18 protein-coding genes are annotated in these 20,593 nt (G+C 61.8%); 3 read left to right on the top strand and 15 right to left on the bottom strand.

Annotated elements, in window-relative coordinates; all coding sequences use genetic code 11:
- Positions 1-51 precede the first annotated feature (51 nt).
- Positions 52-2,682, bottom strand: coding sequence for a phosphoenolpyruvate carboxylase (ppc, locus tag LOY52_RS05350; protein ID WP_258678597.1), 2,631 nt, complete (start codon positions 2,680-2,682; stop codon positions 52-54).
- A gap of 213 nt (positions 2,683-2,895) precedes the next feature.
- On the opposite strand from ppc, the gene LOY52_RS05345 reads away from it, so the two are divergent.
- The 3 genes from LOY52_RS05345 to LOY52_RS05335 all read left to right on the top strand — a co-directional run bounded on the left by LOY52_RS05345 (position 2,896) and on the right by LOY52_RS05335 (position 4,855).
- Positions 2,896-3,240, top strand: coding sequence for a hypothetical protein (locus LOY52_RS05345; protein WP_003222064.1), 345 nt, complete (start codon positions 2,896-2,898; stop codon positions 3,238-3,240).
- Between the two features lie 365 nt (positions 3,241-3,605).
- Positions 3,606-4,010: a DUF4398 domain-containing protein gene (locus tag LOY52_RS05340; protein WP_007964219.1), complete on the top strand. Its 405-nt coding sequence runs from the start codon at positions 3,606-3,608 to the stop codon at positions 4,008-4,010.
- 56 nt (positions 4,011-4,066) lie between these two features.
- The gene (locus tag LOY52_RS05335; RefSeq protein WP_007964218.1) at positions 4,067-4,855 is read left to right on the top strand and encodes an OmpA family protein; all 789 of its coding nucleotides are present in this window, start codon (positions 4,067-4,069) and stop codon (positions 4,853-4,855) included.
- 138 nt (positions 4,856-4,993) lie between these two features.
- On the opposite strand, the gene LOY52_RS05330 is transcribed toward LOY52_RS05335, so the two are convergent.
- The 14 genes from LOY52_RS05330 to LOY52_RS05265 all read right to left on the bottom strand — a co-directional run bounded on the left by LOY52_RS05330 (position 4,994) and on the right by LOY52_RS05265 (position 20,585).
- A complete protein-coding gene (locus LOY52_RS05330) occupies positions 4,994-5,323 on the bottom strand; it encodes a hypothetical protein (protein WP_007964217.1) in 330 nt (109 codons plus the stop codon).
- Entirely contained in the window at positions 5,320-6,225 is a 906-nt protein-coding gene (locus LOY52_RS05325) for an alpha/beta hydrolase (protein WP_027610999.1), read from the bottom strand. The genes LOY52_RS05330 and LOY52_RS05325 overlap by 4 nt, the downstream gene beginning before the upstream one ends.
- Before the next feature lie 151 nt (positions 6,226-6,376).
- A complete protein-coding gene (locus tag LOY52_RS05320) occupies positions 6,377-7,654 on the bottom strand; it encodes a flavohemoglobin expression-modulating QEGLA motif protein (protein WP_003222055.1) in 1,278 nt (425 codons plus the stop codon).
- Positions 7,655-7,678: 24 nt separating this feature from the next.
- Positions 7,679-8,236: a hypothetical protein gene (locus tag LOY52_RS05315; RefSeq protein ID WP_258678596.1), complete on the bottom strand. Its 558-nt coding sequence runs from the start codon at positions 8,234-8,236 to the stop codon at positions 7,679-7,681.
- 142 nt (positions 8,237-8,378) lie between these two features.
- Positions 8,379-9,092 (bottom strand): TetR/AcrR family transcriptional regulator, encoded by a 714-nt coding sequence (locus LOY52_RS05310; protein WP_007964212.1) that lies wholly within the window; start codon positions 9,090-9,092, stop codon positions 8,379-8,381.
- A gap of 105 nt (positions 9,093-9,197) precedes the next feature.
- Entirely contained in the window at positions 9,198-10,700 is a 1,503-nt protein-coding gene (gene lysS, locus LOY52_RS05305; protein WP_041063265.1) for a lysine--tRNA ligase, read from the bottom strand.
- A gap of 112 nt (positions 10,701-10,812) precedes the next feature.
- Positions 10,813-11,908 (bottom strand): peptide chain release factor 2 gene (prfB, locus tag LOY52_RS05300; RefSeq protein ID WP_103485386.1). Its coding sequence is split into 2 segments (ribosomal slippage): positions 10,813-11,835 and positions 11,837-11,908, totalling 1,095 coding nucleotides; the frame shifts between segments, so codons are not numbered across the junction.
- A gap of 222 nt (positions 11,909-12,130) precedes the next feature.
- Entirely contained in the window at positions 12,131-13,132 is a 1,002-nt protein-coding gene (locus LOY52_RS05295) for a PleD family two-component system response regulator (protein WP_007964207.1), read from the bottom strand.
- Between the two features lie 48 nt (positions 13,133-13,180).
- Positions 13,181-14,191, bottom strand: a complete 1,011-nt coding sequence (locus LOY52_RS05290) for a chemotaxis response regulator protein-glutamate methylesterase (RefSeq protein ID WP_096795804.1) — start codon at positions 14,189-14,191, stop codon at positions 13,181-13,183.
- On the bottom strand, positions 14,188-16,482 hold the full coding sequence (locus tag LOY52_RS05285) for a hybrid sensor histidine kinase/response regulator (protein ID WP_258678595.1): 2,295 nt from the start codon (positions 16,480-16,482) through the stop codon (positions 14,188-14,190). Before LOY52_RS05285 ends, LOY52_RS05290 begins: the two co-directional genes overlap by 4 nt.
- Entirely contained in the window at positions 16,479-17,174 is a 696-nt protein-coding gene (locus tag LOY52_RS05280; protein WP_007964201.1) for a chemotaxis protein CheW, read from the bottom strand. The genes LOY52_RS05285 and LOY52_RS05280 overlap by 4 nt, the downstream gene beginning before the upstream one ends.
- Positions 17,171-18,448, bottom strand: coding sequence for a protein-glutamate O-methyltransferase CheR (locus LOY52_RS05275; protein WP_258678594.1), 1,278 nt, complete (start codon positions 18,446-18,448; stop codon positions 17,171-17,173). Before LOY52_RS05275 ends, LOY52_RS05280 begins: the two co-directional genes overlap by 4 nt.
- Positions 18,445-18,963, bottom strand: coding sequence for a chemotaxis protein CheW (locus LOY52_RS05270; protein ID WP_258678593.1), 519 nt, complete (start codon positions 18,961-18,963; stop codon positions 18,445-18,447). Before LOY52_RS05270 ends, LOY52_RS05275 begins: the two co-directional genes overlap by 4 nt.
- Complete coding sequence (locus LOY52_RS05265) at positions 18,963-20,585, bottom strand: methyl-accepting chemotaxis protein (RefSeq protein ID WP_007964198.1); 1,623 nt, start codon at positions 20,583-20,585, stop codon at positions 18,963-18,965. The genes LOY52_RS05270 and LOY52_RS05265 overlap by 1 nt, the downstream gene beginning before the upstream one ends.
- Between the last annotated feature and the right edge of the window lie 8 nt (positions 20,586-20,593).

The following is a 20,593-nucleotide window of genomic DNA, read 5'->3' as shown; positions in this document are numbered from 1 at the left end:
CAAAGCGGCACCCGGCCTGTGTACCGGGCGCCTGATGCCACCGCAAAAACCTTAGCCGGTATTGCGCAACCCGGCGGCAATCCCCGCCACAGACACCAGCAGCGCCTGCTCCACCGGGCTGCCCTGCTCGACATTTTGCTGCCGTGATCGGGCCAACAGCTCGGCCTGCAATAGATGAAGCGGGTCGAGGTAAGTGTTGCGCAGACGGATGAATTCCAGGGTGTCTGGGCTATGTGCCAGCAGCTGCGACTGCCCGGTCAGACCAAGCACCACCGCACACGCCTGCGACAATAGGTCGCGTAACTGCGCGCCCAACGGCAGCAGGTCCGGCTCGACCAGACGCTGGTCGTACGACAGCGCGATGTCGGCGTCGGCCTTGGCCAGGACCATTTCCAGCATGTCGATACGGGTGCGGAAGAACGGCCACTGTTCACGCATCTGCCCGAGCAGTTCGCCCTCGCCGCGCTCCAGCGCCTTGCTCAGCGCAGTTTCCCAGCCGAGCCACGCCGGCAGCATCAGCCGCGTTTGCGTCCAGCCGAAGATCCACGGAATCGCCCGCAGGCTCTCGATCCCACCGGCACGGCGCTTGGCCGGACGGCTGCCAAGGGGCAAGCGCCCCAGTTCCTGCTCCGGCGTCGATTGGCGGAAATACTCGACGAACTGCGGATTTTCACGCACCACGGCGCGGTACGCGGCGACGCCATCGGCGGCCAGTTCATCCATCAGGTGTCGCCATTCGGGCGTCGGTGGTGGGGGCGGCAGTAACGTCGCCTCGAGCACGGCGGCCAGATACAGATTGAGGTTCTGCTCGGCAATGTCCGGCAGGCCGAATTTGAATCGAATCATTTCGCCCTGCTCGGTGGTGCGGAAGCGCCCCGCCACCGAGCCCGGCGGCTGCGACAGAATCGCCGCGTGCGCCGGACCGCCGCCACGGCCCACGGTGCCACCGCGACCGTGGAACAACAGCAGTTCGACTTGCTGCTCGCGGCAGATCTCCACCAGCCGCTCCTGCGCGCGATATTGCGCCCACGCCGCAGCGGTGGTGCCGGCGTCCTTGGCCGAGTCGGAATAACCAATCATCACTTCCTGCGGGCCTTGCAGCCTTGCGCGGTAGCCCGGCAACAGCAACAGACGCTCCATCACCGGCCCGGCGTTGTCGAGGTCGGCGAGGGTTTCGAACAGCGGCACCACGCGCATCGGCCGCAGCACGCCGGACTCTTTGAGCAGCAGTTGCACTGCCAGCACGTCGGAGGCGGCGCCCGCCATCGAGATCACGTAGGAACCCAGCGAGGCGCCCGGTGCGGCAGCGATTTCCTTGCAAGTGGCGAGCACTTCTGCGGTGTCGGCGGACGGTTTGAAATGCGCCGGCAGCAGTGGGCGGCGATTGCTCAATTCGCGGGTGAGGAAGCTGATGCGCTGCTCTTCGTCCCAGTCTTCGTAGCGACCGAGGCCGAGGTAGTCGGTGATTTCGGTCATTGCCGAGCTGTGCCGCGTCGAATCCTGACGCACATCGAGGCGCACCAGGAACAGGCCGAAGGTCACCGCCCGGCGCAGGCAATCGAGCAACGGCCCGTCGGCAATCACGCCCATGCCGCATTCGTGCAGCGAGTTGAAACACAGTTCCAGCGGATCAAGCAGGTCGCGATTGTTGTGCAACACATCGGCCGGTGCCGGCGTGGGCGCAGTCAGCGACGCATGGGCCCAGTTGCGCGTGGCGCGCAGGCGTTCGCGCAATTGCTTGAGCACCGCCCGATAAGGTTCGGCGCTGTCGCCGGCCTTGGCCTTGAGCGCGTCGCTGGACTGCTGCATCGACAGCTCGCCGGCCAGATGATCGACGTCACGCAAGTACAGGTCGGCGGCCATCCAGCGCGCCAGCAACAGCACCTCGCGGGTCACTGCGGCCGTGACATTCGGGTTGCCGTCGCGGTCGCCACCCATCCACGAGGCAAAGCGAATCGGCGCCGCCTCCAGTGGCAAACGCAGGCCCGTCGCTTCATACAGCGACTTGTCGGCCTTGCGCATATGGTTGGGAATCGCCTGCCACAGCGAATGTTCGATCACCGCGAAACCCCATTTCGCTTCGTCGACCGGGGTCGGCCGGGTGCGGCGGATTTCTTCGGTGTGCCAGGCTTCGGCGATCAGCCGTTGCAGGGTGTTCTGGATCTGTTCGCGCTCGGCGCTGGTCAGGTCGCGATGATCCTGCGCGGCCAGTTGCGCGGCAATCGCGTCGTACTTCTGAATCAACGTGCGCCGCGCCACTTCGGTCGGGTGCGCGGTCAGCACCAGTTCGATTTCCAGTCGCGCCAGTTGCCGGGCCAGGGATTCGGCGCTGTGCCCTTCATTGCGCAGGCGGGCGAGCAGTTCCGGCAGTACGCGAGACTCGAACGGCGCCGGTTGCGACTCTTCGCGGCGATGAATCAATTGATACTGCTCGGCGATGTTCGCCAGGTTGAGAAACTGGTTGAACGCCCGCGCCACCGGCAGCAATTCGTCTTCGCTCAACTGGTTGAGGCTGGCACTGAGTTCGGCGTCCATCGAGCCACGGCGGTCGGCCTTGGCGCCCTTGCGGATCTGCTCGATCTTGTCGAGAAATTCCTCGCCGTACTGGTCACGGATGGTATTGCCCAACAACTCACCCAACAGGTGAACGTCCTCGCGCAAGCGTGCATCAATATCGGTCATCAGCAGTTCTCCAGCGGTAATCGGGACGGCGCAGAAACGAATGCTTTGCCCAGAGAGTGCCGCTCTACGGCGCTTCTTACAAGCAGACGACGAAGGGACTTTAAACCTTGAGGCTTGGAGCTAGTCTCAACAGTAAGCCGTACAACGGCTTGCCGCCGGCCCCGCCGGACACTCACCCAGGCCTGCCACGAGCAGGCGCGAAATGAGGTCATCATGAAAATTCGTGAACTCGCCCAGCATTGGGAAGAAAACGCCAAGGGTCGCCTGACCGACACCGGCTACACGATTCATCTGGACGTCGAGGCCGCTGCGCGACTGGCGGCGATTGCCGAGATGTACCCCAAACGTCACCCGGAAGAACTGCTCGGCGAACTGATCGGCGCCGCGCTCGAAGAGTTCGAGGCGAGCCTGCCGTATGTGAAAGGTTCGACGGTGGTGGCGACTGATGAGGAAGGTGATCCGCTGTACGAAGATGTCGGGCCGACACCGCGATTTCTGGCCCTGTCGCGCCGACATCTGCAGGATTTGTCCGCCGCTGCCGGCAAGCAAAAGCACTGACACAACATAGATCAAACTGTGGGAGCGAGCTTGCTCGCGAAAGCGTCAGAACAGTCACCTCTACAGTGCCTGAAAGACTGCTTTCGCGAGCAGGCTCGCTCCCACATTGAGTGTATTGAACTTCAAAAATCCCACACGGTTACCCCGCGCGTACCTCTCCCCTCCCCTAAAGTTCCCGGTTTAGAGCCTTGTCCGTCTGGTCAAAAAAAAATTTGGCGATAGGCCATCTTTTCTGAACTTTTGAAAAACGCCTCCGGTCGGAAGCTGTAACCACGCCTGGAACGAGCGTTTCAAAAACGCGCTTTTACACGACGCTTGCGGCTCCTCGACCAGGATGGATTTTCGGTTTTATCAGGAGTTAAACAATGGAGTTGAAGACCATGAAGACCCAAACCTCGTTCTCCCACCTGCGCGGTCTGAAACTGGCTGCTCTGGCTATCGGTACCAGCTTCGTTCTGGCCGGTTGCGCCGGTAACCCGCCGACCGAGCAGTACGCCGTGACTCAATCGGCCGTCAACAGCGCCGTCAGCGCCGGTGGTACCGAGTTCGCTGCAGTGGAAATGAAGCAGGCTCAGGACAAGCTCAAGCAAGCCGAAATCGCCATGCACGACAAGAAATATGAACAGGCTCGTACCCTCGCCGAGCAAGCTGAATGGGACGCTCGCGTAGCAGAACGCAAGGCTCAGGCTGCCAAGGCCGAACAGGCTGTGAAGGATTCCCAGAAAGGTGTTCAGGAACTGCGTCAGGAAAGTCAGCGCACCGTGCAGTAAGCGCGCATCCCGAATCGCAAAGCTGAAACTTTTATCGATAGAAAGGACGACAAATTATGCGTAAGCAACTGATGATCCCCGCTCTTCTGGCCGCAAGCGTTGCCTTGGCTGCCTGCTCCACCCCGCCTAACCCGAACCTGGAACAGGCGCGCACCAACTACGCCGGCCTGCAGGCCAACCCACAGGCGAGCAAAGTCGCTGCCCTGGAAACCAAGGACGCCAGCGATTACCTGGACAAGGCCGACAAGGCTTATCTGGACAAGCAAGACGCAGCCAAGGTTGACCAACTGGCCTACCTGACCAACCAGCGCGTGGAAGTGGCCAAGCAGACCATCGCCCTGCGCACCGCTGAAAACAACCTGAAAAACGCTGCCGCGCAACGTGCCCAGGCGCGTCTGGACGCTCGTGATCAGCAGATCAAACAACTGCAGCAGAGCCTGAATGCCAAGCAGACCGATCGCGGTACCCTGGTGACCTTCGGTGACGTGCTGTTCGCCACCAACAAGGCTGACCTGAAATCCAGCGGTCTGGTGAACATCAACAAACTGGCGCAATTCCTTCAGGAAAACCCTGATCGTAAAGTGATCGTCGAGGGTTACACCGATAGCACCGGTGCTGCTTCGTACAACCAGTCGCTGTCCGAGCGTCGCGCGACTTCGGTACAAGTCGCTCTGATCAAGATGGGCGTAGATCCTTCGCGCATCGTGGTTCAGGGTTATGGCAAGGAATACCCGGTTGCCGATAACAGCAGCGTCTCGGGTCGTGCAATGAACCGTCGTGTGGAAGTGACCATTTCCAACGACAACCAGCCAGTGATGCCACGTTCGGCGGTCAGCTCGAACTAAGCAACACGCGCTAACGCAAAAGCCCCGCCTGAGTGATCAGGCGGGGCTTTTTAAGATCAAAAGATCGCAGCCTTCGGCAGCTCCTACATTGGAATGCATTCTCCTGCAGGAGCTGCCGCAGGCTGCGATCTTTTGCTTTTAAGGTTCAAGTTTCTGCGGCGTTTCCTGGCCCATGCAGCGCACGGCTTTTTTCTGCGCATTGATCAGCACCCCGGTCAGGCCTTTCTGCTCGGTGTCGAACAATACCAGCACGCCATCGATGCACTGCGCCACTTGCGGCGCCGGGTCCAGCGAGACTTTGTAGTCTTCGCCCGGCACAGTTTTGAGCATGGTGAATTCGTTGAGCAGTAGCGCATCCTCGGGTTTGGCGAAGTGCAGGTAACCGTAGTACCACAGGGCGCCGACGGTGCCGAGGATGCTGCAGATACCGGTGATGATCAGCGGGATGGCGTTACGTTCTTCAGTCATTGCGGACTCTCATCTTCAGAATTCGGGGGTTGCGGGTAGTTCGGGATCTCGCCGAGGCGGCGCAGGCCGTTGAAATGTTCGGGATCTTCCAGATAGCGCAGCATCACCTGGCGCCAGACCGGGTCACCGAAGGTCTGCACGTGGCCGCCACGGGTCAGTTGCAGCACGCGCGGTGGCGGCGCAGCCTGATACAGGCGGATGGCGTTGGCCATTGGTACCAGCGGGTCGTCGATGCTGTGAAAGATCAGCTTCGGCACGCCCGTGAGCTGCGGCATCGAGTTGATCGCGCTGTCGCCGTCCGGCACCAGCCACGACAGCGGCACCTGAAACGGCCAGGTCAGCCATGAAGTGCTGAGGGCGTACTGGCCGACGCTGCGATAACTGGCGGGCACACCGTCGAGCACGAAGGCCTTGAGTTGCTTCTGCCGCTCCGGGTGCTGCACCAGCCAATGCACGGCCATCGAGCCGCCGAGGCTCTGGCCGAGGAGGATCAGCGGTTTGCCTTTGACTTCTGGCGCCTTGTCGAGCCAGGCGAACGCAGCGTCGATGTCCTGATAGATCGCCGGCAGGCTCGGCTTGCCCTCGGACAAGCCATACCCGCGATAGTCCACCAGCAGCACCTGATAGCCGTTTTTCGGCAACCACCAACTGCCGCCGAGGTGCATCGGCAGGTTGCCGCCGTTGCCGTGCAGGTGCAGGACTGTGCCTTTGACTTCGACGCCAGGTTTGGCCGGTAGCCACCAGGCGTTCAGCTTCAAGCCATCCGCCGTGACCAATGTGACGGTGCGGTATTCGAGCTTGGCTTTTTCCGGGGTGAAGATCTGGCCCGGTTCGGGGTAGAACAACAACGAACTGCAACCACTGAGGGTCAGGAGCAGGCAAAGGATGCCGAGGATTCTCATCCGGTGAAACCTCGCAAAAATTGAGAGCTAAACACAAATCAAAAATTGTGGGAGCGGGCTTGCTCGCGAAAGCGGTGTGTCAGCCAACAATCATGTTGAATGTTAAATCGCATTCGCGAGCAGGCTCGCTCCCACAGGAAATATTGGTTGTTCAGAGGATATTGGAGTAATCCGCCTCGATCCGGTCCAGGCTCAAGTGATTAAGGAAGTTGGAGAAGCACATCCACGCCGACAGCGCGTTCATGTCGCGGAACTGTTCTGGCAGATATTTCGGCGGCACCACCAGACCTTCATCGACCAACTGCCGCAGGGTACGCATGTCTTCCAGCGTGGTCTTGCCACAGAACAGCAGCGGCACCTGTTCGAGCTTGCCTTTACGCACGGCCAACTGAATGTAGTTGTAAACCATGATAAAGCCCTTGAGATAGGACAAGTCTTTGGTGAATGGCAGACCGGTCGGGGTCGAACCACGGAACACCCGGCTGGCGTTACCGTAGCTTTCGGCCATTTCAAAGCCCTGCTCGCGGAAGAACTCGAACACCTGCAAAAAGTCCGCGCCCTCCTCGACCATGTGAATGGCGCGGGTGCGGTTGGTCAGTTTGCGCAGGCGACTCGGGTAGGAAGCGAAGGTGATGATTTCCATCAGGATCGCCAGGCCTTCCTGGGTCACCGTCGACGACGGCGGGCCTTTGGACAGAAAGGTGCAGATCGGCTGGTTCAAGCCATTGAGCGTGGTGCCGACATGCACCAGGCCTTCGTGGACTTCCAGTGCACGCACGTCGCGGTCGTTGAACAGCGCGTCGGTGCGGATCTTGATGTAGTCGGCGCCTGCCGCCGCGTCGGCGACGATGCCGTCGGACTCGAACACGCGGATGGTTTCCTCGGCCTCGCCGAACACCTTGTTCAAGCGGGTTTGCAGCAGGTGCACGGCATCCTTGGCGGTGAGGATCTTCGGCTCGTCCTTCAGGTCGCCACGGCCATCGATGTTGTTCAGGTAGTCGGACATCATCAGGCCGAGGTCGGCCAGGGTCGGGTCGCCGGCGTGGAACGCATCGGAGGCGGCGCCGTAGAGTTCCTGGGAGATCAGGCCGAAATCCTCGGTGCCGCGCGCTTCGAGCATGCGCACCACCATGCGGTATTCCTTGCACATGCGCCGCATGATCTGCCCGACCGGATTGAACTGGCCGAGCTGGCGGGTGATGTCGCGCTCGATGTTCTGGAATTCCAGTTTGACCTTGCTCGAATCGAAGGACAGCGGCCGATTGAGGTAGTAGTCGCGATCCACCGCCGGCATTTCCTTGCCCTTGGCCTTGAGGAACCCCTTGCGGATGTTCTCGTCCCACTTCACCGCATCGAGCACGCGGATCGGCGTCTGCGCCAGCACAATGCGATCGGACAGCGTGCGTATCGTCTGCTGGTAATCGTCCACCCGAAACTCCTGTAGAAAACTGAATTATTTGGCGCGGGCCTGGCGCTGATAGCGCGCGGCCTCGACGAAGACATCGGAATTGGCCGGATCGTCGAGGTAAGCAAAGACCTTGTCGAGGCTACTGTCGACCTGCACGCCGTCGCCGTCGTCCTCAGTCTGGAAAGCCTTGCCGTCGAGGGCTTGCTGTTTGATCGCCTGATTGATCTGTTCGAGGTCGAGGTTGTACACCACCAGCTCGTGTTTGTCGGTGAGTTCGAAACCGGCGATGGTGTATTGACCCCCGTAACGCGCCGGCACTTTCGCCGACAGGTACCAGCGACTGCCATGGCGCGACACGGTGATCGGGTACGCCTCGCGCTCGTGAGGCCGGGCCTTGAACCAGGTGACGGCCTGATAGCGATCGTTGCCGACGCGGGTCAGCTCAAGGTTCATCGGCTCGCCCCAGGCATTGGTGCTCGACCACCTGCCCAGCAGGCCCTTGGGCGCCGGGTCACTGGCAGGCAGCGGATCCTTGAAGGTCACCAGACAGCCACTGAGCAGCAGGAACGACAAGGCGATCAGCACGCCACGCCAGGCTTTCATTCAATACTCCCTATGAACCCACCACACCTCCCCTGTAGGAGCTGCCGCAGGCTGCGATCTTTTGATCTTGATCTTGAAAATCAAAAGATCGCAGCCTGCGGCAGCTCCTACATTGGATCAGCGTCAGACGCACAACATTGCGTTACACCGAGGCGAGGACCAGATGCATATACCGCGTCAGAATCCCGAGCATGTCCTGTTCGGCCAAAGGCTCGGCGTCGTTGAGCAGGCCCTGATATTCCATCCGTCCGATAATCGCCGTCAACACCTTGGCATCCTGCTGCGGTTCACGCGAGCCCAGCACCTGGAACAACTGGCAGGTGCCCTGCAGCAGAATCTGCTGATGCGAGCGCACCAGATCCGCCAGACGCGGGTTGAGCAGCGCTTCCTGGCGGAACGCCTGCTCGGCCATCAGGTGTTCGCGGCGATTGACCAGTTGCCGGTGCACATAGTCAGCCATCAGCCGCGCGATATCGTCCGCCAGTTGCGAGCGCGACTCGGGGCTGCCGTCACCACTGACGACCATCTCGCGCAGCAGGCCTTCGTTGTTGATCCACAGCTTGGCCATGTAGGCCGCGCTGCGTTCGACGTATTGGGCGAAGGTATCGGTGAGCAGGTCATCGATATCCTTGAAGTAATAAGTAGTGGCCGACAGTGGCACACCGGCCTCGGCCGCCACCGCACGGTGGCGCACGGCGCGCACGCCGTCACGCACGACAATGCGCATCGCCGCATCGAGAATGTCCTGTCGACGCTGCTCACTGCCCTGTCGGCTGGCCTTGCGGCCCTGGTACTGAACACTTTCAGCGACCGCAGTGGCGATACCCGCTGCACCTTCTTGAGCGATTGCAACCATCACGACTGGACTTCCTCTGCTATTGCAAAATTAACCAATTGATACATTTGTACCAGACAGGCAATAAAAAGCCGCCTGTTTTAGGCGGCTTTTTAACTGAAACGTTTACGCTTGCGGTCGCATGTGCGGGAACAGGATCACATCGCGGATCGACGGCGAGTTGGTCAGCAACATCACCAGACGGTCGATGCCGATACCTTCACCGGCCGTTGGCGGCATGCCGTACTCCAGCGCACGCACGAAGTCGGCGTCGTAGTGCATGGCTTCGTCGTCGCCGGCGTCCTTGTCGGCCACCTGCGCCATGAAGCGTTCGGCCTGGTCTTCCGCGTCGTTCAACTCGGAGTAGGCGTTGGCGATTTCACGGCCGCCGATGAACAGCTCGAAACGGTCGGTGACGTTCGGGTTCTCGTCGTTACGACGGGCCAGCGGCGACACTTCGAACGGGTACTGAGTGATGAAGTGCGGCTGCTCCAGCTTGTGCTCGACCAGCTCTTCGAAAATCATCACCTGCAGCTTGCCCAGACCTTCGAAGCCCAGCACCTTGGCGCCGGCCTTCTTGGCGATGGCGCGCGCCTTGTCGATGTCGTTCAGGTCATCGGCAGTCAGCTCAGGGTTGTACTTGAGGATCGAGTCGAACACCGACAGACGGGCAAACGGCTCGCCGAAGTGGAACACCTTGTCGCCGTACGGCACGTCGGTGCTGCCCAGCACCAGCTGCGCCAGTTCACGGAACAGTTCTTCGGTCAGGTCCATGTTGTCTTCGTAGTCGGCGTAAGCCTGGTAGAACTCCAGCATGGTGAATTCAGGGTTGTGACGAGTCGAAACGCCTTCGTTACGGAAGTTGCGGTTGATCTCGAACACTTTCTCGAAACCGCCGACCACCAGACGCTTCAGATACAGTTCTGGCGCGATACGCAGGAACATTTCCATGTCCAGCGCATTGTGGTGGGTTTCGAACGGCTTGGCCGCAGCGCCGCCAGGAATGGTCTGCAGCATCGGCGTTTCGACTTCGAGGAAGTCGCGCTTCATCAGGAAGCTGCGGATGTGCGCGATCACTTGCGAACGCACGCGGAACGTCTGGCGCACTTCTTCGTTGACGATCAGGTCAACGTAACGCTGACGGTAGCGCTGTTCGGTGTCGGTCAGGCCGTGGTGCTTGTCCGGCAGCGGGCGCAGCGACTTGGTCAGCAGGCGCACGTTGGTCATTTCGACGTACAGGTCGCCCTTGCCGGAACGCGCCAGGGTGCCTTCGGCGGCAATGATGTCGCCCATGTCCCAGGTCTTGACTGCGGCCAGGGTGTCTTCGGACAGGGTTTTACGGTTGACGTAGACCTGGATGCGACCGGTCATGTCCTGGATCACCATGAACGAGCCACGGTTGAGCATGATGCGACCGGCAACCTTGACCGGGATTGCAGCCTCGGCCAGCTCTTCCTTGGTCTTGTCCGCGTATTTCTTCTGCAGATCTTCGCAGTAGTTTTCGCGGCGGAAGTCGTTCGGGAAGGCGTTGCCCTTGGCGCGCTCGGCAGCCAGCTTTTCCTTGCGCAGGGCGATCAGGGAGTTTTCTTCCTGTTGCAGGGCTTGCGGGTCGAGTTGTTGGTCGCTCATGTCTTCAGATATTCCATCAGGTTCGTTGCCCCCGGGCCTGGCGGCCCGGGAATCGCCAGCTGAGCTGGCTCCTACAGGGATCGCGTTGCATCAGCGACCCTGCGTGCGTCTTTTACAGCCCCGATTTCAGGCTGGCTTCCAGGTATTCGTCGATGTCGCCGTCGAGCACCTTGTCGCAGTCGCTGCGTTCAATGTTGGTGCGCAGGTCCTTGATCCGCGACGCGTCGAGCACGTACGAACGGATCTGGTGACCCCAGCCGATGTCCGACTTGGTGTCTTCCAGCGCCTGGGAAGCGGCGTTGCGCTTCTGCATTTCCTGCTCGTACAACTTGGCCCGCAGCATTTTCATGGCGGTGTCCTTGTTGGCGTGCTGGGAACGTTCGTTCTGGCAGCTGACCACGGTGTTGGTCGGTACGTGGGTGATACGTACGGCCGAGTCGGTGGTGTTTACGTGCTGACCACCGGCACCGGAGGAACGATAGGTGTCGATCCGCAGGTCTGCCGGGTTGATTTCGATTTCGACCTTGTCGTCGATCTCTGGCGAGACGAAAACGGCAGAGAACGAGGTGTGGCGACGGTTGCCGGAGTCGAACGGGCTCTTGCGCACCAGACGGTGCACGCCGATCTCGGTGCGCAGCCAGCCAAAGGCGTATTCGCCCTTGATGTGCACGGTCGCGCCTTTGATACCGGCGACTTCACCGGCCGACAGTTCCATGATGGTCGCGTCGAAACCGCGTTTGTCCGCCCAGCGCAGGTACATGCGCAACAGGATATTGGCCCAGTCCTGAGCCTCGGTACCGCCGGAACCGGCCTGGATGTCCAGGTAGGCGTTGTTCGGGTCCATCTCGTGGCTGAACATGCGGCGGAATTCAAGCTTGGCGAGGTTTTCCTCGAGACGGGCCAGCTCGGCGACGACATCGCCCACTGCGCCTTCGTCGTTTTCTTCGACAGCCATGTCCAGCAGGTCGCGGCAATCGGCCAGACCGCCGTTCAGTTCGTCGAGGGTGTCGACGATCTGCGCCAGCGCCGAACGCTCGCGGCCCAGCTCCTGGGCGTATTCAGGTTTGTTCCAGACACTCGGATCTTCAAGCTCGCGATTGACCTCGGTCAGACGCTCATGCTTTTGATCGTAGTCAAAGATACCCCCGAATAGTTTCGGAGCGCTCGGACAGGTCCTTGATGGTGTTCAGGATCGGGTTGATTTCCATGACAGGCAGCACTCGTTGGCGAACTTTTGAAAGCCGGCGAGTATAACGTAATCACGCTGTCACGGCAGCCCGTCTGGCGGCTGTTAAGGCGATTCACTTGACATGCCGCCGATCCATTGTGGGAGCGAGCCTGCTCGCGAAGACGGTGCATCAGACAACATCAATGTCGCCCGTGCGGCCGCTTTCGCGAGCAGGCTCGCTCCCACAGTGGGCTTGCGTGGGTTATTCGATGCCGACCTGGTTACGGCCGTTATTCTTGGCCAGGTACAACCCGCGATCCGCCGCCGAAATCAGCAGGCGGCAATCGCTGCCCGCCTGCGGCACCATGGTCGCCAGGCCGATGCTGATGGTCAGGCTCGCCCCTTCGCTCGGGGTGTTGTGCGGAATCTTCAGCGCCGCCACGGTCTGGCGCAGTTTCTCCGCCACCAGGCGTGCGCCGCCCGGCGAGGTGTTCGGCAGCACCAGCGCGAACTCTTCACCGCCGTAGCGTGCCGGCAGGTCCGACGGTCGGGCGCTGGCGTCGCGGATCGCCGTGGCGACCTTGCGCAGCGCCTCATCGCCTTCGACGTGGCCAAAACTGTCGTTGTAGGACTTGAAGTAATCGACGTCGATCATCAGCAACGACAACTGGCTCTGGTCGCGCAGCGAGCGGCGCCATTCCAGCTCCAGGTACTCGTCGAAGTGCCGGCGGTTGGACAGTCCGGTCAAGCCATCGGAGTTCATCAGCCGTTGCAGCACCAGGTTGGTGTCGAGCAACTGCTGCTGACTGACGCGCAACGCACGGTACGCCGCATCGCGCTGCAGCAGGGTCATGTAGGAGCGCGAGTGATAGCGGATGCGCGCCACCAGTTCGATGGTGTCCGGCAGCTTGACCAGATAGTCGTTGGCCCCGGCGGAGAACGCCGCGCTCTTGATCAGCGGGTCTTCCTTGGTCGACAGCACGATGATCGGGATGTCCTTGGTCGCCGGATGATTGCGGTATTCGCGCACCAGGCTCAGGCCGTCGAGGCCGGGCATCACCAGGTCCTGCAGAATCACCGTCGGCTTGATCCGTACCGCTTGGGCGATGGCCTGGTGCGGGTCGGAGCAGAAGTGGAAGTCGATGTTCTCTTCATTCGACAGCCCACGGCGCACGGCTTCGCCGATCATCGCCTGATCGTCCACCAACAACACCATGGCGGCGTTTTCGTCGGTTTTAATGTCGTCGATCTGTAAATCATTCATGGGCGGTCACCTGAGTACTGCGGGGGCCAGGATTGCGGAATAGCCTGTTCATTTGGGGAATACCTCCAGCAACCGTGGCGCTATCTTTTCCAGTGGACGGATTTCGACGGCCGCATCGATCGCCGCTGCAGCCTTGGGCATGCCGTACACCGCACTGCTTTGCTGATCCTGCGCGATGGTCAGATAACCCTGCTGGCGCATGAGCTTAAGCCCTTGCGCCCCGTCGCGTCCCATCCCGGTCAATAAAACCCCGATGGCATCGCCGTTCCAATAACTGGCGACACTTTCGAAAAACACGTCGATCGAAGGCCGGTAGATCTCGTTGACCGGCTCGGCGGTGTAGGCCAGCGTGCCGTTTTTCAATAAGCGAATATGGTGGTTGGTGCCGGCCAGCAACACTGCGCCGGCCTGCGGTGGCTCGCCTTCGCGGGCCAGGCGTACATCGAGGCCACTGGCGCTGGCCAGCCATTCGGCCATGCCCGCGGCAAACACCTGATCCACGTGCTGTACCAGCACGATGGCGGCCGAGAAATGCCGTGGCAGGCCCTTGAGCAGGACTTCCAGCGCGGCCGGTCCGCCGGCAGACGAGCCGATCGCCACCAGCCGCTTGCACGACGCCGAACTGCGGTGGGGCGTTGGCACCGGGCGCGAGCGCGGGGTTTTCTCGCCGATCAGCCAGCCGATGTTGAGGATCTTGCGCAGCAACGGCGCCGCCGCTTCCTGCGCGTTCCCCGCGCCAATGGCCGGGGTGTCGACCACGTCCAGCGCGCCGTGACCCATGGCTTCGAAGACCCGGTGCACGTTCTGCTGACGGTCGACCGTGACGATAACGATGGCACACGGGCTCTCGGCCATGATCCGTCGCGTGGCCTCGACGCCATCCATGACCGGCATGATCAGGTCCATCAGGATCAGATCCGGGGTGTTTTCGGCGCACAGACGCACCGCCTCGGCGCCGTTGTTGGCGACCCAGACCACCTGATGCGCCGGCTCGAAGGCCAGCGCACGGCGCAAAGCCTCCACCGCCAGGGGCATGTCGTTGACGATTGCGATTTTCATGCCCGCGCTCCTCCAATGAGCTCAACCACTGCATCAAGCAGGGCGTCGTCATGAAAACTGGCCTTGGCTAAATAATAGTCGGCGCCAGCGTCCAGTCCACGACGCCGGTCCTCTTCACGATCCTTGTACGAAACCACCATTACCGGCAGCGATTGCAGACGGTTGTCGCGGCGCAACAGGGTGACCAGTTCGATGCCGTCCATGCGCGGCATGTCGATGTCGGTGATCAGCAAATCGAAGTCCTCCGAACGCAGCGCGTTCCAGCCGTCCATGCCGTCTACCGCGACCGCCACGTCATAGCCGCGATTGAGCAGCAACTTGCGTTGCAACTCGCGCACGGTCAGCGAGTCATCGACCACCAGAATCCGTTTGCGCACCACTTCGGCGGCCTGATTGCCATGGCGAGCAATACGCTCCAGCCGCCCGGTGTTGAGCAGTTTGTCCACCGAGCGCAGCATGTCCTCGACATCGACGATCAGCACCACCGAACCATCGTCGAGCAAGGCGCCGGCGGAAATGTCCTGAACCTTGCCCAGCCGCTCATCCAGCGGCAGCACCACCAGCGTGCGCTCGCCGACAAACCGCTCGACCGCCACCCCGTAGATGGCGTCACGCTCGCGGATCACCACGACCTTGAGGGTTTCGCCGCTGCTCTGACTGGCCGGACGATTCAGCAACTGACTGGCCGCGACCAATCCAACATGTCGGCCTTCATGCCAGAAATGCTGGCGACCCTCGATCTGCACGATGTCCTGTGACTCCAGATCGCACATGCGTTCGATATGCGCCAGCGGAAACGCGTAGGCTTCCTCGCCGACTTCCACCACCAGACTGCGCACTACTGACAGGGTCAGCGGTACTTCCAGATGAAAGCGGCTGCCCTCGCCTGCCGTCTGCTCCAGCACCACCGCGCCGCGCAACTGGCGGACCATGTGCTGCACCGCGTCGAGGCCGACGCCACGTCCGGAGACTTCGGTGACCGTGTCGCGCAGGCTGAAACCCGGCAGGAACAGGAACGTCAGCAGTTCTTCTTCGCTCAACTGCGCGGCGGTTTCTGCCGGTGACAATTGGCGTTCGACGATGCTGCGGCGGACCTTTTCCAGATCGACGCCATTGCCGTCATCGCTCAACTCCAGCACCAGCAAACCGGCCTGATGCGAGGCACGCAGGCGGATCAGGCCCTCTTCGGACTTACCCTTGAGCAAGCGTTGCTCCGGGGTTTCGATGCCGTGATCGACGGCGTTGCGCAGCAAATGAGTCAGCGGCGCTTCGAGCTTTTCCAGCACGTCGCGATCGACCTGAGTCTTCTCGCCTTCGATCTCCAGCCGCACCTGTTTGCCGAGGCTGCGCCCCAGGTCTCGAACCATGCGCACCTGACCGGTGAGCACGTCGGCGAACGGGCGCATGCGGCAGGCCAGCGCGGTGTCGTAGAGCACTTGGGCGCGCTGGCTGGCTTGCCAGGCGAACTCGTCGAGCTCGGCGTTCTTTTCCGCGAGCAATTGCTGGGATTCGGCCAGCAGGCGCCGCGCGTCTTCAAGGGCTTCCTGGGCTTCGAGGCTCAGCGCATGTTCCTTGAGGTGCACATTGAGGCTTTCCAGCGCCCGCAAACCATTGTTCTGCATGCGTTTGAGACGCTGCATGGTCGCCAGATGCGGTTTGAGGCGCTGGGTTTCGACCAGCGATTTACTCGACAAGTCGAGCAGGCTGTTCAGGCGTTCGGCGGTGACCCGCAACACGCGCTCGCCACCCTCGGTGGTGCGCTTGTTCTTGCGCGGTGCCGGGTCGGAGGTTTCCAGCGGTGTCTCGATCACTGGCGCCGGGGTTTCAATCGGTGCCGGTGCAGACGTCGGCGCCTGCATCTGCAATTCGGCCATCGGCGGTGGCGCGACTGCGGGCGCTGCCGAAGGGTCGAGCAGGCGCCCCATCAACGCCACATACGCTTCGATGTCCGGCGCTTGCGGAGCATTGGCCGGCGTGGCGATGCGCATCAACAGATCAGTGCCTTGCAACAGCGCATCGATGTGCTCGGGACGCAACAACAGCCGCCCTTCCTGCGCGCTGACCAGGCAATCTTCCATCACGTGGGCGACGCTGACACCGCTGTCGATGCCGACGATCCGCGCCGCGCCCTTGAGCGAGTGCGCCGCACGCATGCACGATTCCAGATAGTCGGCCTGAGTCGGGTTACGCTCCAGCGCCAGCAGCCCGCTGCTGAGCACCTGGGTCTGGGCTTCGGCTTCAAGGCTGAACAGCTCCAGCAGCGAGGCGTCACGCATTTGCTCGGGGGTCATGTAAGGCTCCGGGTCACGGCGGACAGCAGCTGTTCTTCATCCAGCCAACGCAGGCTGCGCCCCCGAAATTGCAACACACCACGGGTGTATTTGGCGCTGGCCGTGCTGTTGTGTTCACCGCCGGCACGCGACGCGGCGTCGAGAATTTTTTCATCGATGGCGTGGATGCCGTCGACTTCGTCCACCGGCACCACCACCGGTCCGCCGTGGGCGGCGATGATCAGCATGCGCGGCATGATCCGCGCGCCAGTGGCCGGTGCGGCGTTGCCGTCCAGGTCGAGCAACTCGACCAGCGACAGGCACGCGACCAACGCCCCGCGCACGTTCGCCACGCCGAGCAAGGCCCGTGAACGCTGGTGCGGCAGCGAGTGGATCGCCTGCAGCGGCGCCACTTCCACCAGACTGCGAGTCGCCAGTCCCAGCCATTCTTCGCCGAGGCGGAACATCAGTAGCGAACGGGTTTTCACATCGGTTTCGACCGCCACGGCGACCGGATCGCGTTCGTCCTGCTGCAATGCATAACGGTCGAGCAGGCGCGTGGCGGCGGCGGAATACACCGCACAGTTGCGGCAATGAATATGCTCGGCCAGCAACGGGCACGACTTGTCGCCATGAATACCGATACGGTTCCAGCAATCATCGATGGCCCGGGCGTCTTCGTGGGTGACGTTCAAGGTGTCGGACGGGATCATCGTTTACGCTCACTGTCGGCGGTGCGGCCGCTGCGGGCGGCGCGTTCCTGCAATCGTCTGGCACCGGCGCTGTCACCCTGGGCCTGCAGCAAGGCCGCCAGGTGCATCAACGCTTCGGGGTGTTGCGGTTCAAGGTACAGGGCCTTGCGGTAATGACTCTGGGCTTCGAGGGCGGCGCCGGCCACGTCGCTGAGCAGACCGAGCCAGTAGAACACCTGCGCCACTGGTTCGTGACTGCGCAGGTACTGCTCGCACGCTGCGCGGGCCTCGGCGCTTTTGCCTTCGTTGGCCAGCGCGGCGATGTTGGCGAGCAAGGTCGCCGCGTCCGGGTTGGCGCTTTTGCTGCTGACGGGCAATGGTGCAACGCTGGCAAACGGACGTGGACGCACCGGCGGCGATACTGGCGGCGGACTGCGCAGCGGTTGGCGCACCGGCAAAGGGGTCGGGGTCGGCAATGCCACAGGTTCGGGCATGGGTTCAGCGTGTCGACTGAAGGCAAACGACTGCGGGATGCCGATGGAGCGCATGCCCAGGCGCCCGAGCAGACTGCCCTCGGCCGGGCCGATGAACAACACGCCATCAACGTGCGTCAGACGCTTGAGCACTTCGAAGACTTGCTTCTGGGTCGGCTGGTCGAAATAGATCAGCAGGTTGCGGCAGAATACGAAATCGAACGGCGGCTCACCCGCCAGCAGCGTCGGATCCAGCACATTGCCGGCCTGCAGGCGCACCTGCTCACGCACCGCTTCGCTGACCCGATGGCCGTCCTGCTCGGCCGTGAAATGACGTTCGCGAAAATCCAGATCCTGCCCCCGAAACGAGTTCTTGCCGTACAGCCCCCGTCGCGCCTTGTCCACCGACAGCGGGCTGACGTCCATGCCGTCGACCTTGAACTGATGCGGCTTGAGCCCGGCATCGAGCAAGGCCATGGCAATCGAATAGGGTTCTTCGCCGGTCGAGCACGGCAGGCTGAGAACGCGCAGCGCGCGCATGTTTTTCAATTCGTCCAGACGCTTGCGCGCCAGTTTGCCGAGGGTGGCGAAGGATTCCGGATAACGGAAAAACCACGTTTCGGGAACGATCACCGCTTCGATCAACGCCTGCTGTTCGTCCCGCGAACCTTGCAGCAGTTGCCAGTATTCATCGCTGTGCGCCGCTTGCGAGAGCGTGGTGCGTTGGCGCACCGCGCGCTCGATGATCGCCGGCCCCACCGAAGTGACATCCAGGCCAATGCGTTCCTTGAGGAAATCGAAAAAACGCTGGTCGCTGCTCATGACTGCGCCTCAAGTGGCGCCGGGAACAGCAGGCTGCGCACCGCGTCATCCAGCAAGTCGTTGACCCGCACCCATTGCACCAGCCCCTGAGCATCTTCGCGCACCGGGCCGAGGTACGGCGCCTGACGATTGTCCAGGCCATACGGCTGAAAATCCTCGGGGTTGCAGCGCAGGGTATCGGTCGCCTGCTCAAGGATCAGCCCGAGCCAGTGCGACGGCTGCAGTGCATCCGGACGGTAATGCACCAGCACCAGTCGGGTGCTGGTGCGCGCTTCGGCGGGATGACCGAAAGTCAGCGCGCTGAGGTCGATGGCAGGTACCACCGCACCGCGATAGGCGAACACTCCGGCGACCCAGTTCGGCGCCTGGGCAATCGGCTTCAACGGCAGGCGCGGCAGCACTTCCGCCACTTCGGTGGCGCGCAAGGCGTAACGCTCGCTGCCGATGCGAAACAGCAGGAACAACGCCTGCTTCGCCACGGGCGCAGCGCTGCGTTTGGCGGTGATTTCGCTCATCAGACTTTGAATCGCGAAACGCCGCTGCGCAGCCCGACGGCCACCTGGCTCAGTTCGTCAATGGCGAAACTGGCCTGACGCAGCGACTCGACGGTCTGGCTGCTGGCATCGCCCAACTGCACCAGCGCATGGTTGATCTGTTCGGCACCGGTGGCCTGGGCCTGCATGCCTTCGTTGACCATCAACACCCGCGGCGCCAGCGCCTGCACCTGATGGATGATCTGCGACAGCTGCTCGCCGACCTGCTGCACCTCGGCCATGCCACGGCGCACTTCTTCAGAGAACTTGTCCATGCCCATCACGCCGGCAGACACCGCCGACTGGATCTCGCGAACCATCTGCTCAATGTCGTAAGTGGCGACGGCAGTCTGATCCGCCAGACGCCGCACTTCGGTGGCGACCACGGCAAAACCACGACCGTATTCGCCAGCCTTCTCGGCCTCGATGGCAGCGTTGAGCGACAGCAGGTTGGTCTGGTCGGCGACTTTGACGATGGTCACCACCACCTGATTGATGTTGCCGGCCTTCTCGTTGAGGATCGCCAGTTTGGCATTGACCAGATCGGCCGCGCCCATCACCGAGTGCATGGTGTCTTCCATGCGCGCCAGGCCTTGCTGGCCGGAACCGGCGAGCACCGAGGCCTGATCGGCGGCGGTGGAGACTTCGGTCATGGTGCGCACCAGATCCCGCGAGGTAGCGGCGATTTCACGTGAGGTCGCGCCGATTTCGGTGGTGGTGGCCGCGGTTTCGGTGGCGGTGGCCTGTTGCTGCTTGGAGGTGGCGGCAATTTCGGTCACCGAAGTCGTCACCTGCACCGAGGAACGCTGGGCCTGGGACACCAGCGAAGTCAGCTCGGTCATCATGTCGTTGAAGCCGGTTTCCACCGCGCCGAACTCGTCCTTGCGGTCCAGATTGAGACGGCTGCTCAGGTCGCCGGTACGCATGATTTCGAGGATTTTCACGATACGGTTCATCGGCGCCATGATCGCGCGCATCAGCAGCAGACCGCAGGCACCGGCCGCGAGCACGGCCACCAGCAGCGAGACGAACATGCTGACCTTGGCCGCCGCTACCGCCTCGTCGATGTTGGCCATGGCCTGATCAGCGACCCGCTTGTTCTCGCCGATGATGTCGTTGAGTTTCATGCGGCCGGTGTACCAGGCCGGGGTCAGCTTCTCGGTGAACAGCTTGACCGCTTCGGCTTCCAGGTTGCGCTTGTGCAAGTCGAGCACCTGATCCTGGATCTGCATGTAGGTGTCGTGATCCTTCTCGAACGCGGCGAACTCGACCCGGTCTTCGTCGGTGGTGACGGTGTTGCGGTAGTTGGCCATTTGCTCTTGCAGACGGGTTTCGAACGCCTTGTAGTCCGCCGCATCTTCGCTGCTGATCCCCTGCCCTTCCTTGAGGCCCAGCAGTTCCTGGGTCTGCAGATAGCTGTCAACCCACGCCCCGCGGATCATCGAGCTGTAATACACGCCGGGAACCGCGTCGTCACGCACGCTGCTTTCACTGGCCTCGATCTTCAGCAAGCGTGAATACGAGACAACGACCATCAGCAACATGATCGCGATAATCACCGCAAAGCTCGCCAAAATGCGTTGGCGCAACGTCCAGTTCTTCACAGTGATTC

The organism is Pseudomonas sp. B21-051 (assembly GCF_024748795.1).
Classification (GTDB): Bacteria; Pseudomonadota; Gammaproteobacteria; order Pseudomonadales; family Pseudomonadaceae; genus Aquipseudomonas; species Aquipseudomonas putida_A.
The sequence above is the reverse complement of the archived record's forward strand: the minus strand, read 5'-3'. Positions and strand labels throughout refer to the sequence as shown.

Coding starts and splice junctions, on each gene's coding strand:
- LOY52_RS05345 (WP_003222064.1), top strand. CDS start 2,896: ATGAAAATTCGTGAACTCGCCCAGCATTGGGAAGAAAACGCCAAGGGT.
- LOY52_RS05315 (WP_258678596.1), bottom strand. CDS start 8,236: ATGAAAGCCTGGCGTGGCGTGCTGATCGCCTTGTCGTTCCTGCTGCTC.
- LOY52_RS05310 (WP_007964212.1), bottom strand. CDS start 9,092: ATGGTTGCAATCGCTCAAGAAGGTGCAGCGGGTATCGCCACTGCGGTC.
- LOY52_RS05275 (WP_258678594.1), bottom strand. CDS start 18,448: ATGAGCAGCGACCAGCGTTTTTTCGATTTCCTCAAGGAACGCATTGGC.
- lysS (WP_041063265.1), bottom strand. CDS start 10,700: ATGAGCGACCAACAACTCGACCCGCAAGCCCTGCAACAGGAAGAAAAC.
- LOY52_RS05335 (WP_007964218.1), top strand. CDS start 4,067: ATGCGTAAGCAACTGATGATCCCCGCTCTTCTGGCCGCAAGCGTTGCC.
- LOY52_RS05290 (WP_096795804.1), bottom strand. CDS start 14,191: ATGAAAATCGCAATCGTCAACGACATGCCCCTGGCGGTGGAGGCTTTG.
- LOY52_RS05295 (WP_007964207.1), bottom strand. CDS start 13,132: ATGAATGATTTACAGATCGACGACATTAAAACCGACGAAAACGCCGCC.
- LOY52_RS05280 (WP_007964201.1), bottom strand. CDS start 17,174: ATGATCCCGTCCGACACCTTGAACGTCACCCACGAAGACGCCCGGGCC.
- LOY52_RS05325 (WP_027610999.1), bottom strand. CDS start 6,225: ATGAGAATCCTCGGCATCCTTTGCCTGCTCCTGACCCTCAGTGGTTGC.
- LOY52_RS05270 (WP_258678593.1), bottom strand. CDS start 18,963: ATGAGCGAAATCACCGCCAAACGCAGCGCTGCGCCCGTGGCGAAGCAG.
- LOY52_RS05330 (WP_007964217.1), bottom strand. CDS start 5,323: ATGACTGAAGAACGTAACGCCATCCCGCTGATCATCACCGGTATCTGC.
- ppc (WP_258678597.1), bottom strand. CDS start 2,682: ATGACCGATATTGATGCACGCTTGCGCGAGGACGTTCACCTGTTGGGT.
- LOY52_RS05340 (WP_007964219.1), top strand. CDS start 3,606: ATGGAGTTGAAGACCATGAAGACCCAAACCTCGTTCTCCCACCTGCGC.
- LOY52_RS05285 (WP_258678595.1), bottom strand. CDS start 16,482: ATGACCCCCGAGCAAATGCGTGACGCCTCGCTGCTGGAGCTGTTCAGC.